The 13,866-nt window shown below is 72.0% G+C and carries 11 protein-coding genes; 10 read left to right on the top strand and 1 reads right to left on the bottom strand.

Annotation, left to right across the window (positions count from 1 at the left end):
- The first annotated feature begins 1 nt into the window (after position 1).
- Positions 2 to 2,014, top strand: a complete 2,013-nt coding sequence (locus tag Pla133_RS08300) for a carboxypeptidase-like regulatory domain-containing protein (protein WP_145064449.1) — start codon at positions 2 to 4, stop codon at positions 2,012 to 2,014.
- Positions 2,015 to 2,198: 184 nt separating this feature from the next.
- On the opposite strand, the gene Pla133_RS08295 is transcribed toward Pla133_RS08300, so the two are convergent.
- The gene (locus Pla133_RS08295) at positions 2,199 to 2,714 is read right to left on the bottom strand and encodes a hypothetical protein (RefSeq protein WP_145064448.1); all 516 of its coding nucleotides are present in this window, start codon (positions 2,712 to 2,714) and stop codon (positions 2,199 to 2,201) included.
- A 183-nt stretch (positions 2,715 to 2,897) separates the two neighbouring features.
- On the opposite strand from Pla133_RS08295, the gene Pla133_RS08290 reads away from it, so the two are divergent.
- From Pla133_RS08290 to hisD, 9 genes are all read left to right on the top strand, one after another.
- Positions 2,898 to 4,634: a carboxypeptidase-like regulatory domain-containing protein gene (locus tag Pla133_RS08290; RefSeq protein ID WP_145064447.1), complete on the top strand. Its 1,737-nt coding sequence runs from the start codon at positions 2,898 to 2,900 to the stop codon at positions 4,632 to 4,634.
- Between the two features lie 316 nt (positions 4,635 to 4,950).
- Complete coding sequence (locus Pla133_RS08285) at positions 4,951 to 6,948, top strand: hypothetical protein (RefSeq protein WP_419195434.1); 1,998 nt, start codon at positions 4,951 to 4,953, stop codon at positions 6,946 to 6,948.
- A gap of 303 nt (positions 6,949 to 7,251) precedes the next feature.
- Positions 7,252 to 8,130, top strand: coding sequence for an ATP phosphoribosyltransferase (gene hisG, locus Pla133_RS08280; protein ID WP_145064445.1), 879 nt, complete (start codon positions 7,252 to 7,254; stop codon positions 8,128 to 8,130).
- An 11-nt stretch (positions 8,131 to 8,141) separates the two neighbouring features.
- Entirely contained in the window at positions 8,142 to 9,221 is a 1,080-nt protein-coding gene (locus tag Pla133_RS08275; RefSeq protein ID WP_145064444.1) for a pyridoxal phosphate-dependent aminotransferase, read from the top strand.
- Complete coding sequence (hisB, locus tag Pla133_RS08270; protein ID WP_145064443.1) at positions 9,218 to 9,841, top strand: imidazoleglycerol-phosphate dehydratase HisB; 624 nt, start codon at positions 9,218 to 9,220, stop codon at positions 9,839 to 9,841. Before Pla133_RS08275 ends, hisB begins: the two co-directional genes overlap by 4 nt.
- Positions 9,838 to 10,512: an imidazole glycerol phosphate synthase subunit HisH gene (gene hisH / locus Pla133_RS08265; RefSeq protein WP_419192243.1), complete on the top strand. Its 675-nt coding sequence runs from the start codon at positions 9,838 to 9,840 to the stop codon at positions 10,510 to 10,512. Before hisB ends, hisH begins: the two co-directional genes overlap by 4 nt.
- Positions 10,509 to 11,291, top strand: coding sequence for an imidazole glycerol phosphate synthase subunit HisF (gene hisF, locus Pla133_RS08260; RefSeq protein WP_419192242.1), 783 nt, complete (start codon positions 10,509 to 10,511; stop codon positions 11,289 to 11,291). The genes hisH and hisF overlap by 4 nt, the downstream gene beginning before the upstream one ends.
- The gene (hisE, locus tag Pla133_RS08255; RefSeq protein WP_145064442.1) at positions 11,288 to 12,565 is read left to right on the top strand and encodes a phosphoribosyl-ATP diphosphatase; all 1,278 of its coding nucleotides are present in this window, start codon (positions 11,288 to 11,290) and stop codon (positions 12,563 to 12,565) included. The genes hisF and hisE overlap by 4 nt, the downstream gene beginning before the upstream one ends.
- Positions 12,562 to 13,848, top strand: coding sequence for a histidinol dehydrogenase (gene hisD / locus Pla133_RS08250; protein ID WP_145064441.1), 1,287 nt, complete (start codon positions 12,562 to 12,564; stop codon positions 13,846 to 13,848). Before hisE ends, hisD begins: the two co-directional genes overlap by 4 nt.
- Positions 13,849 to 13,866 lie beyond the last annotated feature (18 nt).

Genomic DNA, 13,866 nt, shown 5'->3' with positions numbered 1-13,866 from the left:
GATGATTCGCGTTCCCGTTCTGCTGCTGCTCGCCGCCCTCGTCTCAGCCGCCGTCGCTCGAGACGGCCGCCAAGATTCCCTCGACGTCGACGTGGTGGTGTTGACCACGGACACGCGCGAGGAGGGCCGGGAGCCGGTGCCCGGCCGCCGGGTGTCCCTCAGCTTCGCGGACGAGCCCCTGGCCGTGCTCGTCACCGACGAGCAGGGTGTGGCCCGCACCCGCGTCTCGATCCCCGAGCACCGAATCGGTCCCGACTCGGTCCTACGCGCCATGGTCGACGAGCCGGGCTGGCAGGCGCGCCCGCGCTTCGGGCAGTTGCGGGCCGGTCAGCGGCGCCTGGTGACCCTGCGGGTGGTCGCCCTGCCCGGCGTCACGCTCCAGGGTCGCGTCACCGATGCCGACGGCCTGCCCGTCGAGGGCGTGCAGGTCACCGCGGTCGGCAAGGCCGGCTCGCTCGACCTGGGGCCCTCGGCGGTGGCGACCGCGCCGTCGCGCGCGACCGGCGGCTTTCGCCTGCACCTGGCGGGTCATCGCGGCCTGGAGCTGGTCGGCTACAGCGCGCGCCTCGGTCTGGCCGGTCCGGTGACGATCGCCCCCGGTGCGAGCGGCGCCGACCTGCGCTTCGGCGAGCGGCGTCCCATCGCGGGCCTCCTGACCGATGCCCTGGGCGAGCCCCTCGTCGGCCTGACGCTGGTGGCCCTGCCCGCGGAGGTTCCCCAGGACCTGGCCTGGCTGATCGAGTCGGGCCGCGCCCTCGACCCGCAGCGCGAGGCGGGCCTGCTGTACGGCTACCCCCTGGCGGTGACCGATCGCGACGGAGCCTTCGAGCTCTTGGCGCCTGCGTCCGACGCGGTCCAACTGTTCACGTCGAACCCCTTGCTCGGCAGCAGGCTCCTGACGGACACGCCACTCGCCATCGATGCAGACAGCTTTGACGCGAGCCTGAACTTCTGCCCCGCGAGCATCCGTCCGGTCGACGGCCAGGGCAACTGGCAGCCCACTCGCGTCGATTCGGCCCGACCTGAGTCTCTGGATCTCGACGCGAGCTACTCCCTGCTGCGGATCGAGCGCGTCGCGTCCTCCGAGCGCACGCCGATCGGGGCGGTCGAGCAGCCCGACGGCTCCGTGACCGCGCTCCTGCCCCTGGGCGAGGAGCTGGTCGTCTCCTTCCTTAACGCCGACCGCTCCGTGGCCTTCGCGCGCATCCCCGCTGGCATCGAGCCCTCGCTGCCCCTGGAGCTCGACGTGCCGCTCATCGCGCCGACCGGAACGGGAACCCTCGACCTGGGCCTGGCCGAGGACGTCGCGGTCCCGGGCCAGGTTCGCTTTCGCATACGCCACGCGCCGTCCCAACGCATCGTCCAGGAGGGCACCTTCGCCCCGCGCTCCGGCACCCGGCTCGAGCTGCCCGACGCCTCCTACGACGTGGAGCTGAGCCCGGAGGGCTTCGGCGGCGGCGATAACTGGAGCCCCTCGCGCACCCACGGACTGTGGCGGCGACTCGAGTTCGAGGTCGTCACCAGCGAGATCACCACCGTGCGCGCGGACCTGCCGCCGGCGGGTGAGTTGGCCCTGGGCGTGACCCTGGCCCCGATCGATCCCGGCTACCTCACGCCGGCGGGCGGAGCCCAGGACGGACACGGCTGGTTCGCGCGCGACCTGCACGGGCACGTCGTGCTGACGCCTCTAGGCTCGTCGGCCTCGCCCCTGACCCTCGAACTCGACGTCGCGCGAGTGCGGCTGGAACCCGAGCAGCTCACCGCGCTGGTGGCCCAGTACGAGAGCCTGGCCGACGCACTCTCGGCCGAGGAGCTGCACGAGCTGTTCGACTGGGGCGCCGCCCTACACCCCCAACGGGTCACCCTGCCCCCGGGGAAGTACGCACTGCGCGTACGCGTGCCGCGGCACCTGGGATTCACGGGAACGGTCGAGATCCGAGCCGGGGAAGCGACCGCCCTGCGGGTCGATCTCGAGCAGAACCCCGACCCGCTGCGTGACTTGGCCCGCTTCTGAGCGTGAGGACCCTGGCCCGGATGATTCGCAAGCAGGGAACACGGGCGCGCCCGGTGCGCCCATTCTGGCAAGCCCTCCGGCGACTCCGGAGCGCGGCACCGCCTACGCGGAACGAAGACGTGTGCCGGCCTGCGAGTGCGAGCACAGGCTGTGTGCGCCCGGAACGGCTCGCCACGGCCCATGGTCAGACGCGATTGTCATTGGCGGGCTTCAGCCAACACTTCTGGGCATCGGTCATCTGAGCCTCGACCTCTGGCGGCAGGTCTGCTGGACCGTGAAGGCGCCACTGAACCGCCTCCTCGAAGGTCAGTTTCCGAACGCCGCAGTGGGGAACTCCGCAGTTGCGCGGATAAGAGCCGTCCACGAGGGAAATCCCATCGACTGTCCCCATGTCGGTTGCCGTGCAAAGGCATGGGTGATACGCGCAATCCTCGTAGAACTCACCGGGACGTCGGTCATCGGCGTCTTTGAGCGGCGACGGCATGGTGTTGAGCGTATGGCTGGTCTCGGCCTGACCAGCGAGCGCGTGGCGGTTTCGTGTGACGGGGAGACAGGCGGACACGAGTGTAGCGCTGAGAGTGACGACGACCGAGGTCCGGATCGTAGCGGGGCGTCGACGCGAGTCCGAAGCGTCGAAGCAGTCGACACCGGCCGCCTTGCCCTCGGCCTGGTTCCGCCGATCGAGGTCGGCCAGGCCCATCTCCGGCTCTTCGCTGGCTGTTCCTCGGGCTGGTTGGGGCCTGCGCGCCGGGTCCGCGAGCTCGGTTCGGGCGCGGACCCGCCTCTGGAGCGTGATCGGTCGGGTGGCGCACCCCAAATCCGCGGCGCCGACGGTTGCCCTCGACCCCCGGCGACTAAGGTCGGTGCGCGACGCGCGCCAGTGATGCGATTGCTCAGCCTGATGACCGCCCTCGTCGTGGTGCTCTGGATCGGGTTTGCCCTGTGGCTGACTCCGGTCGGGGGCGTAGCCGAGGCTCCGGTTTGCCCGATCGGTCCGTTCCCGGAGTCGGCCCGGGACGAGGTGCTCGGAGCGGCAACCGCCGCCGGGCTCGAGCCTGCTTCGAACTCGACTACGGTCGAGACCCTCCGCAGATCGGAGGGGGCGCCCCTTCCGACGGAACGACGCATCGAAGTGTCGGTCACGACCACCGGCGAGGACTTCCGCAAGCGCGTGGGCGGGATCGCGGTTCGCGTCGAGCACGAGGGCGTCGCCATGGCGCGGGGGGTGTCCGACCGCTCCGGACGCGCGGCGCTGTCCTTCGAGGCACCGGCGAGCTCGGCCGGCGGCGAGTCACTGAAACTGGATCTCGTTGTCGACTCCCCCGGCTATCAATCCAGGATGACGGCCCTTTCCGCCAAGGTGCCGGAGCTCGGCGGTGTGCAGCGCCTCTCGGGCACCGCCCGCGCCGTGCCCGGTGGCTCGATCCGCTTCCGGGTGGTGGACCTGTCCGGCCGCTCGTTCGCAACCTCGGCCGTGCGCGCCTACGACGCTGAGGGTCAGTGGATCCAAGCGCTCTCGTCGCAGAAGTTCTTCGGCCTGATGCACTTCGACGCCGAGCGGTTCCCGAGGGTCCGCTTCCTCCAGGCCACACCGGGCGAGAGTTGGTCAGCTCTGACTCCAGTCGATCCCGAGCGCATCGATCCGCACGCGACATTCGAGATCCGGCTGCGGAGCTGGAACTCGGTCGCTGGTCGCCTGGTGGATCCCCTGGGGCGAGCCGTCCCGGGTTGGCGAGTAACGCTGACACCGGCTGGCGCCGAGTGGGACGACTTGCAACGGCTCGAGGCCTTCGGAGGCGCGAGCGAGGCCAAGACGACCTCGGACGCGAACGGTTTCTTCTCGGTACCGCGCGTGGGTGACGGCGAGTTCGAGCTGTCCGCGAGTTGGGGCCGTGAGAGCGAAGTCTTCGACGGCGGACTGATCCGGCCGCCGAACGTCGCGCTCGAGATGGTCGTGGCGCGCCGGCAGATCGAGGTCAACCTGCTCGACTGGGACGGGTCGAGCCTGGCCTTCGAGTCCGCGCAGCGCTTTGCTGGTCTCGACGACCTCGACCAGGACGGACCGCCGATCGTGACCATCTTGCCGATTGCATCCGGAGCGAACGCGACAGGTCACTCGTCGCGCGCCAGGTCCGGTCCTGCGGTTCTTCCGGGCGTGGGCCCGCCCCGGTTCCTGCTCGCCGAACCCGGCGCCTATCGAGTGGTCGCTGCCCACCCGAAGTGGGGCGTCGCCATCGCCGAAGCCCTGGTCACCCCCCAGAACTCGATGCAGTCGATCGAGTTGCAGTTCGAGCGACGACACGCCCCGGCTCGGCTCGACCTGCAGGTCGACGAGGACCCGGCCGCCCCCTCCACGGCGCCGACCGTCGTCACGATCAGCGACTCGGGATCGGGCGAGATGGTGGCGCTGGAGGTGATTTACGTCGGTCGACCGGCGTCTGTCGCCGTGCCCGCCGGGTCCCTGAGCGTTCGAGCGAAGAAGGGCCTGTTCGCAACTGGAGCGACGGCCGAAGAGGTTGTCGAACTCGGACCCGGGGAGGTACGCAGCCTCGTACTTCACCTGCGGGCTGACACCGGAACGGCCGGTGGCAGCGCCTCGTCGGAGGCCCGCAATCAGTGATGACCCGTGTCGCCACGGTGAGTCGGCTGGTCGACGGCGCATCAGGGTATGCGATGACGCCCGGTGAGACCGCGCCAAGAGGAGTTACGACGGCCTGCCAGATGGGGCCGTCGAAAGTCGGTGAACGACAGTCGCCCGTTCGCGCCGGAGTCTTCAGAGCAGAGGTCCTCCGCGCTGAAGTACTCCGCGCAGAAGTTCTCCGCGCTGAGGTCCTCCGCGCAGAAGTTCTCCGCGCCGTGGTTCTCCGCGCCGAGGTTCTCCGCGCCGTGGAGCCGACGCCCCCCGCCCATCGCCGCCAGTCAGCGGAGGCGATCCGGTGAGGGCGTCGCGAATCCTCATTGGCGCCGCGGTGATCCTGGCCCTTGTCGCCGTCCTGTGGTTCGCCGATCGAGGTGGAGACGCTGCACCCGCATCCTCGGCGACTGCCGCCCTCCCCACTTCGCGCGGCGCCGCGCCTATGGCCGGCTTGACCGAGTCGCCAGCCGCCGCCCCCTCGGAGGCACTACGCCGCGATCTCGCCGTGGGTCAGATCACAGCACACATCGAGGTCTTCGCCCGCGGCAGTCGACGCGAGCAGCACATCCCGCGCCCCGACGTCGAGGTCGAGGTGCTGCTCGGCGACGACCCCATCGCACACGGGCGCACGGACGCCGCCGGGCGTTCGATGCTCGAGTTCGCGCTACCGCGCGCGGCGCTGATGGACGGGACGATCCTGGACGTGCGCGCCCTGGGCCACTATTCGACTCGCGCTGAACGGGTTCCGGCGGTCGCCGCCACCGCAGACGAACCGCCCCTGGTCGAACTCCTGGTGGCCCTGGGCCGCACGGTTCGCGGGCGGGTGGTCGACTTCGCCGGGCGGCCGGTGCCGGAGGCCGACGTGTGGCTGGAGGGCAACGAGCCCTTGAGCATGCTGGCCAACGAACAGACCGATGTCCGTGGTCGCTTCGAGGTCGCGGTCGGCGCCAAGAACCCGCGGCTCAAGGCCTCCCACGACCGGCTCGGCTCGACCGCGTGGATCGATGCGAGCGACCTTGAAGCACCCGTGGTCCTGCGCTTGGTCGGCGCGACGGTCGTCGGGCGCGTGGTCGACGGGCTGGGCGAGCCCCTGGCCGACTACGACCTCGGCATCGAAGCCCTGGGCGCGGGCACCCTCAGCGTCGACGACGATCACCCACTGGGCGGCAGGCTCTGCGCGCCGGCCACCACCGACGAGGACGGCGAGTTCGAGTTCACGGGCCTGCGCCCCGGTCCCTATCGCCTGGCAGGGGCCGACCCGGACGGATCGTTCGCCGACCAGTACGCCCTGCTCCTGCCCCACGAGGTGGAGGCGCCGTCGAACGTGGGGACGATCGTCGCTCGCCCGCTGCTCCTGGAGGTGCGGGCCGAGACCCACGACGGCCAAAGGCTGCAGATCGGCCGCATCGGTGGCCACGAGTTGGCGTTGCTCTACGGGGACCGTATCACCCTGCGCTGGGACGAGCTCGGTTCCCGGCTCGGCATCGGCGAGCTGAGCGAGGTCGGGTCGATCGGCGCGATCGGATACGGCGACGACGCTACTTGGATCTCCTTTCGCACCGGTGGCAGGCACCGCTTGAGCCTGTTCAGCCCGACCCGGGGCGTCGCCTCGGCGACGGTCGACGTCGGGGCCCTGCCTCCATCGCCGCTGGTGCTGCGCTTTCCCGAGCCGGAGCGCTGCGCACAGTTGACGATCGAGTACATCCCGGGCGACACGGAGCTGCCGGAGGGGCTGCGCTCCTACGTCGATTGCAGCGTGCTCGACCTCGATTCGGGGACCTGGGTGGCCGACGACCTGATCATGCCGCCTTCGGGCCGGGCGGAGCTGTCGCTACCCGCCGGGCGCTACCGCGTCGTGCTGGAGCAGTCGGATGCGGCCATGTGGGCCGACCCCGGTGAGGTCTGGGAGTCCTCTGCCGCCGCCAACTGGATCGATGTGACCCTTTCCGCCGGCGAGACCGTGAGTCGCGCCATCACCCTGAATCCGGCAGGTGGCGTCGCCTTCGTCACCGACATCTCGCCCGCCGAGGTCCTCGCGGGGCTCCTGCGCGTGGTTCCCATGGGCGACGGCCCCGCATTCGTCGTCGGTCCGCGCAACAGCGAGCCGACGCAGAAGGGACTGCTGCTCGTCGAGCCCCACCTGCCGCTCGTCCCCGGCAGCTACCGCGTGGAGCTGACTTGGCGCGGAGGCACGACCCGGTCGGCGCCCTTCGACGTGATCGAGGGCCGTCAGACGCGAACCGAGCTGATGTTCTGGGCCAATTTCGAAGCGGACGTCGCCGTCCCCGAGTGGCCTTGAGCTGTCCAGGTGACGGGCGTGCCGTTCTGCCCACGCTTCCGAATCTCGATTCGAGCGGTTGACCCGCTCCCGGTCCCGTCCCATCCTCTCGCGCCGTGAAGACCGCCCCGACCCATCGCCATCACCACGTCCATCCCGCGCTCTGCGGGCTGGCGCCGGTGAGCGCGTAGGCCGTCCTCTTCACGACCCACGAACACCGCAACACCGGCCCCTCGGGCCGGCGTTGCGCGTTTCGGGGATCGCCCGTCGTCGCGCTCCGTCGGCTCCAGGACCGACCGACACCCCCGACCAGCGACGATCCCCGTGAACCCTGCACCCCGACGAGCTGACGACGACCTGCGCCTGGCCCTGCCCAAGGGCCGCATGCAGGAGGGCATCTGGAGGCTCCTGGCCGAGGGCAGCCTGCCCGTGCGCGCCTCCAGCCGCAACTACCGCCCCACCGTGGGCCCGGGCTTCGAGGTCAAGGTCCTCAAGCCGCGGACCGTGGTCGAGATGCTGCACAGCGGCACGCGCGACGTCGGCTTCGCCGGGGCCGACTGGGTGGCCGAGCTGGACGCCGACGTGGTCGAACTGCTCGACACCGGCCTCGATCCGGTGCGCCTGGTGGCCGCGGCCCCGGCGGAGCTGCTGGAGGACGGTGCCCTGCCCCGCCGGCCGCTGGTGGTCGCGTCCGAGTTCGAGCGACTGACGGCGAACTGGATCGAAGGACGCCGTCTCGACGCGACCTTCGTGCGCTCCAACGGGGCCACCGAGGTCTTCCCGCCCGAGGACGCCGACCTGATCTGCGACATCACCCAGACCGGCGCAACTCTGCGCGCCAACGGTCTGGTGGTGCTCGACACCCTGGTCGAATCGAGCACCCGGCTCTACGCCAGCCGCGCCGTGCTCGACGACGAGGGCCGCGCCGCCCGCGTGCGCGACCTGGCCCTGGTGATCGGCTCGGTGATCGAGGCGCGCGGCCGCGTGATGCTCGAGGTCAACGTCCCCGTCGATCGCCTCGACGCCGTGGTCGAGGTCCTGCCCTGCATGCGCCAACCGACCATCGCCGAGCTCTTCGGCGGCAGCGGCTACGCGGTCAAGGCGGCGGTGCCGCGCTCCGCATTGCCGCGCTTGATCCCCGCGCGCAAGGCCCGCGGCGGCAGCGACGTGGTCGTCTCCGCCCTGTCGCAGATCGTCGCGTGAGCTCGACTGCCATGAACTCGAATCGAACCACGCGAGCGCGCATGGACGACGCACCCGTCCGCCCCCAGGGCGAGGGGCTGCTGCGCCTGGATGGCAACGAGGGACCGGCGCCGCCCGCGGAGCTCTCGAGGTCCCTGGTCGCACTCGACCCCGAAGACCTGCGTCGCTACCCCGACAAGTCGGAGCTCGAGGCGCGCCTGGCCGAACTGCACGGCGTGGATCCCGAACAGGTCCTCGTGACCACCGGCGGCGACGGGACCATCGCGGCCTTCGCTGCGGCCTTCGTGGTCCCGGGTCGGCGCTTCGTCCACACCGCGCCGACCTTCGCCATGATCCCGGCCTGCGCCGAGCTGCTCGGTGCCGCGCTGTTCCCCGTCGAGTGGAGCGCCGGGGCCTTCCCCCGCGATCCCTTTGCCGAGGCGGCGGCGGAGCCCGGGGCCGTGGCCGCCCTGGTCACGCCCAACAACCCCACCGGTGGCGAGGCCGGCATCGACGATGTCCTCGCCGTCGCCGACGCCTGCGCGCCGGACCCGCTGCTGTTGGACCTGGCCTACGTCGAGTTCGGCGCCAATGACCCGACGGCCGCGGCACTGGGCCGCTCCAACGTGGTGGTGCTGCGCACGCTCTCCAAGGCTCTGGGACTGGCGGGGCTGCGGGTGGGCTACGCCCTGGGCCCGCGGGATCTGATCGCGGCCATCAGGGCCGTCGCACCGCCCTACCCCTGCTCCAGTCCGGCCCTGATCCTTGCCCGGGCGGCCATCGACCTCGAGCTTCCGACCGAATCGGCGATCCGACGCATCCGGGCCGAGCGCGAGCGCTTGCGCGCGCGCCTGATCGCCGCCGGCATCGACGCGCCGCCCAGCGGCGGCAACTTCGTCGGCGTGCGGACGCCTCGCGCGACCGAGCTCTTCGAGGCCCTGCGCGCCAGGGGCGTGCTCGTGCGACGCTTCGAGGGACGCGCGGACCTGGCGGACCTGCTGCGGATATCGGTGCCCGTCGACGATCCGGGGTCGGCGCGCCTGGCCGCGGCCTTGGACAGCGCCCTGGGCGAGCTGAGCGGAGCCCGCGCGGGCCTGGAGGCGCGCTCGTGAGCGCGACTACCGTCCCTCGTAGCGCGCAGGTGACGCGCAGCACCCGCGAGACCTCCGTCGAGTGCAGGGTGGTCCTCGACGGCAGCGGCGCGGCCGAGGTCTCGACGGGCATCGGCTTCCTCGACCACATGGTCGCGAGCCTGGCCCTGCACTCGCGCATCGACGTGAGCTTGACCTGTCGCGGCGACCTCGAGGTCGACGACCACCACACCGCCGAGGACTGCGCCCTGGCCCTGGGTCAGGCGATCGACGCGGCCCTGGGCGAGCGGCGCGGCATCGGGCGCTTCGGCTGGGCCCTGGTGCCCCTCGACGAAGCCCTGGCCCAGGTCGCACTGGACCTCTCCGGGCGGCCCTTCGCGCGGGTGGAGCTCGAGTTGGTGCGCGAGCGCATCGGCGCCCTCGCCACCGAGAACGCGACGCACTTCCTCCAATCCCTGGCCGTGGCGATGCGCGCGACCCTGCACGTGGACGTGCTGCGCGGCGCCAACGATCACCACAAGGTCGAGGCCGCCTTCAAGGCCACCGCGCGCTGCCTGCGCCAGGCCGTTGCCGCGGACCCCTTGCCGGGCGAGTTCGCCGGCGAGACCAACCCCGTCCCCAGCGCGAAGGGATCATTGTGAACGACTCGAACGAACCCGAAGCCTCGCCGCCTGTCGTAGACCTGGTCCGGACGGGAGTGGCCAACGTGGCCTCCCTGCGTGCTGCATTCGCGCGCCTTGGAATCGGACTGCGCGTGGCGGAGACGGCGCAAGAGGTGCGCGATGCGGTCGCGCTGATCCTGCCCGGCGTGGGCAGCTTCGCGGCCGGGATGGAGCAACTGCGCCTGGCCGAGCTGGACCAGGCCCTCGCCGACCGCATCCGCGCCGGCGCGCCGACCCTGGCGGTGTGCCTCGGCCTGCAGCTGTTGGCCACGACCAGCGAGGAAGCGCGCGGCTATCGCGGGCTCGGCCTGCTGGACCTGCGGGTCAATCGCTTCCCCGACGGCGTCCTGCGGCCGCAGATCGGTTGGAACCGGATCCAGGCGGACCCGGACTGCGAGCTGCTGCAGACAGGCTGGGCCGCCTTTGCCAACGGCTATCGCCTGACCGAGCGACCCGTGGGTTGGCGCGTCGCCTGGGCCGACCACGGGGGGCCGTACATCGCCGCCCTCGAGCGCGGTGCCGTGCTCGGTTGCCAGTTCCACCCCGAGCTGTCGGGAGCCTTCGGCGCCGCGCTGATCGAGCGCTGGCTCGAGCGCTCGAGCGTTCGCCGACGCACGGCGTCAGCAGCCCTGTGCGGAGGTGACTCGTGATCGTCGGAGGCGAAGCTCGGACCTCGGGCCTGGCGCGCCGCGTCGTGCCCTGCCTCGACACGCGCGGCGGCCGAGTGGTCAAGGGCGTCAAGTTCCAAGGGCTCCGCGACGCCGGCGACCCGGCCGAGCTGGCCGCGCGCTACGAGGCCGCCGGCGCCGACGAGATCGTGATGCTCGACGTCTCCGCCACCATCGAGGAACGCCAGGCAGAGCTGCGCACGGTGCGCCGCGTGCGCGAGCGCTTGGGCATCCCCCTGACCGTGGGCGGAGGCGTTCGCGACTTCGAGTCCGCCGGCGCCCTGCTCGACGCCGGGGCCGATCGCGTCGCCGTCAACTCCGCCGCGGTCGCGGATCCTGCCCTCGTCGGGCGCCTGGCCGAGCGCTTCGGTACCCAGTGCATCGTGGTGGCGATCGACGCCGAGCGCGTCGAAGGCGCGTACCGCGTACGCGTCGCCAGCGCGACCCGGGCGGTCGAGCTCGAGGCGGTCGCCTGGGCGCGCGAGGTCGCGTCGATGGGCGCAGGCGAGATCCTGCTCACGAGCATCGACCGCGACGGCACGCGCGAGGGCTACGACCTGGACCTCGTCGAACGCGTCGCCGCGGCGGTCTCGGTGCCCGTGGTGGCCAGCGGCGGCGCGCGCACCCCCGCGGACTTCGTGTCCGCCGCGCGCGCCGGAGCCCAGGCGCTCCTCGCCGCCTCGCTCTTCCACGACGGCGACTTCACCGTCGCCGACGTCAAGCGCGTCCTGCTCGAGGGCGGCGTGGAGGTGCGGCCGTGATCGTGCCCAGCATCGACCTGCAGGGCGGCCAGGCCGTGCAGTTGATCGGCGGCGCGGTCCTCGAGCTCGAGGCGGGCGATCCGCGGCCGCTGATGCAGCGCTTTGCGCGGGTCGGTCCCGTGGCCGTGGTCGACCTGGATGCGGCCCTGGGCGCGGGTGAGAACACGGCGTTGATCGATGAGCTCGTGGACCTCGGCCCCGTCCGGGTCGGCGGCGGCATCCGTTCGGTCGAGGCGGCGCGGCGCTGGCTCGACCGCGGGGCCGAGCAAGTCGTCGTCGGCACCGCCGCGACACCCCAGTTCCTGGGCCAGCTGCCCCGCGAGCGAGTGATCGCCGCCCTCGACGCCCGCAACGGCGAGGTCGTGGTCGAGGGCTGGACCGTCGGCACCGGCTCCCGAGTGGCCGAACGCATGGCCGAGCTGGCGCCCTTCGTGTCCGGGTTCCTGGTCACCGTGGTCGAACGCGAGGGCCGGCTCGGCGGCGTCGACGAGACCTTGGCGCGCAGCCTGCGCGCTGCGGCCGGCGACCGCTCACTGACCTACGCCGGCGGCGTCACCACGCCCGCGGACGTGGCCGTGCTCGACCGCCTGGGGATCGACGCCCAGGTCGGGATGGCGCTCTACACCGGACGGTTGGATCTGGCGGAGGGCTTCACCGCGCCGCTCTCCAGTGATCGGCCCGACGGCCTGTGGCCCACTGTGGTCTGCGACGAGACGGGTCGAGCGCTCGGGCTCGCCTACTCCGATCTCCAGTCGGTCCGCGCGGCGATCGACGGGGGTGTCGGCGCCTACCACTCGCGCAGGCGCGGGTTGTGGGTCAAGGGCGCGAGCTCCGGCGACACCCAAGAATTGCTGCGCGTCGAGGTCGACTGCGACCGCGATGCCCTGCGCTTCATCGTGCGCCAGACCGGCGCCGGCTTCTGCCACCGGGGGACCGCGACTTGCTTCGGGGACGCCACAGGCCTGGCGGCACTCGAAACGACGCTTCGGCAACGACGGGCATCGGCGCCCGACGGTTCCTACACAGCTCGGTTGTTCGACGACCCGGCGCTGCTCGATGCCAAGCTGCGCGAGGAGGTTGAGGAGTTGATCGCCGCCGAGGGTCGCGACGAGGTCGTGCAGGAAGCCGCCGACGTGCTGTTCTTCACCCTGACCAAGCTGCGCGCCGCCGGCGTTCCCTTGGCCGATGTCGAGCGTGCCCTCGATGCGCGGGCCCTGCGCGTCAGCCGCCGGCCGGGCGACGCCAAGCCGAACAGGACCGGAGCCGAGCGATGATGCTGCGACGAATCACCCCCGCTGACGTGGCCGGCCTCGATCGCGAGCCCGTCGACCCGGCGGCCCGCGAGGTGGCGCGTGAGATTCTGCACGAGGTCCGCGGCGGTGGAGAAACCGCGCTTCGGGCCTGGTCCGAGAAGTTGGGCGACCTGGAACCCGGAGCGCGGCTGTTCTGGTCACGGGCCGACCTCGAGCGAGCCCGCGATGCACTCGACGTGCGGACTCGCGCGCTGCTCGAGCGGACGGCCGCGCGCATCGAGTCCTTCGCCCGCGCCCAGCGGGAAGCCCTGGCCGACGTGGACTTGGCGATCCCCGGCTGCGTGGCGAGCCACCGCTTCGTGCCGCTGGCGTCCGCGGGCTGCTACGCCCCCGGCGGCCGGCACCCACTGCCGTCGTCGGTGCTGATGACGGCGCTGACCGCCAAGGTGGCCGGCGTGGAGCGGGTCTGGGTGGCCTCTCCCAAGCCCGCGCCCGCGACCCTCGCCGCCGCCGCGATCGCGGGGGCCGACGGCCTGCTCGCCGCCGGCGGTGCCCAGGCCATCGCGGCCCTGGCCTCCGGCGCCGGTCCGCTGCCTGCCTGTGAGGCCATCGTCGGCCCGGGCAATCGCTTCGTGACCGCCGCCAAGGAGCTCGTCTCCAGTCGCGTCGCGATCGACATGCTGGCCGGTCCCTCGGAGCTGGTGGTCGTCGCCGACGGGGGCGCCGATCCGGCCTGCGTGGCCGCGGATCTGATCGCCCAGGCCGAGCACGATGAGGACGCCCTGCCGATCCTGATCGCGCTGCCTGGCTGCGACCTCGGAGCGGTGAACGACGAGCTCGAACGCCAACTCGATGGCCTCAGCACCGCGGCGACCGCGTGCGCGGCGATCGGTTCCGGCTTCTGCGTCGCAGCCGCGGACCTCGAAGAGGCCATCGACCTGTGCGAGCGCCTCGCCCCCGAGCACCTGCAGCTCTGCGTCGGCGAAGCGGAGGCCGTGGCCTCACGCCTGCGTAGGTATGGCTCGCTCTTCGTCGGCGAGCTCGCCGCCGAGGTCCTCGGCGACTACGGCGCCGGGCCCAACCACGTGCTGCCCACCGGCGGCAGCGCGCGGCACCAGGCCGGGCTCAGCGTGTCGACGTTCCTGCGTGCCCGCACCCAGCTTCGGATCAGCGATCCGAAGGCCGCCCAGGTGCTCGTCGACGACGCCGCCAGCCTGGCGCGCGTCGAAGGCCTCGAGGGCCACGCGCGCGCCGCCGAGCTTCGCCATGGCGGTGGGCGTCGAGCCTCCTCATTCGCCGGTTGAAGAGCCCGAAGGGCCGAA

Origin of the sequence: Engelhardtia mirabilis, assembly GCF_007748095.1 — a bacterium.
In the GTDB taxonomy this organism is placed as follows: domain Bacteria; phylum Planctomycetota; class UBA1135; order UBA1135.
Note: the sequence above shows the minus strand (reverse complement) of the source record. Positions and strands in the feature narration are given on the sequence as shown.

Coding starts and splice junctions, on each gene's coding strand:
- hisD (WP_145064441.1), top strand. CDS start 12,562: ATGATGCTGCGACGAATCACCCCCGCTGACGTGGCCGGCCTCGATCGC.
- Pla133_RS08290 (WP_145064447.1), top strand. CDS start 2,898: ATGCGATTGCTCAGCCTGATGACCGCCCTCGTCGTGGTGCTCTGGATC.
- Pla133_RS08295 (WP_145064448.1), bottom strand. CDS start 2,714: ATGGGCCTGGCCGACCTCGATCGGCGGAACCAGGCCGAGGGCAAGGCG.
- Pla133_RS08275 (WP_145064444.1), top strand. CDS start 8,142: ATGAACTCGAATCGAACCACGCGAGCGCGCATGGACGACGCACCCGTC.
- Pla133_RS08300 (WP_145064449.1), top strand. CDS start 2: ATGATTCGCGTTCCCGTTCTGCTGCTGCTCGCCGCCCTCGTCTCAGCC.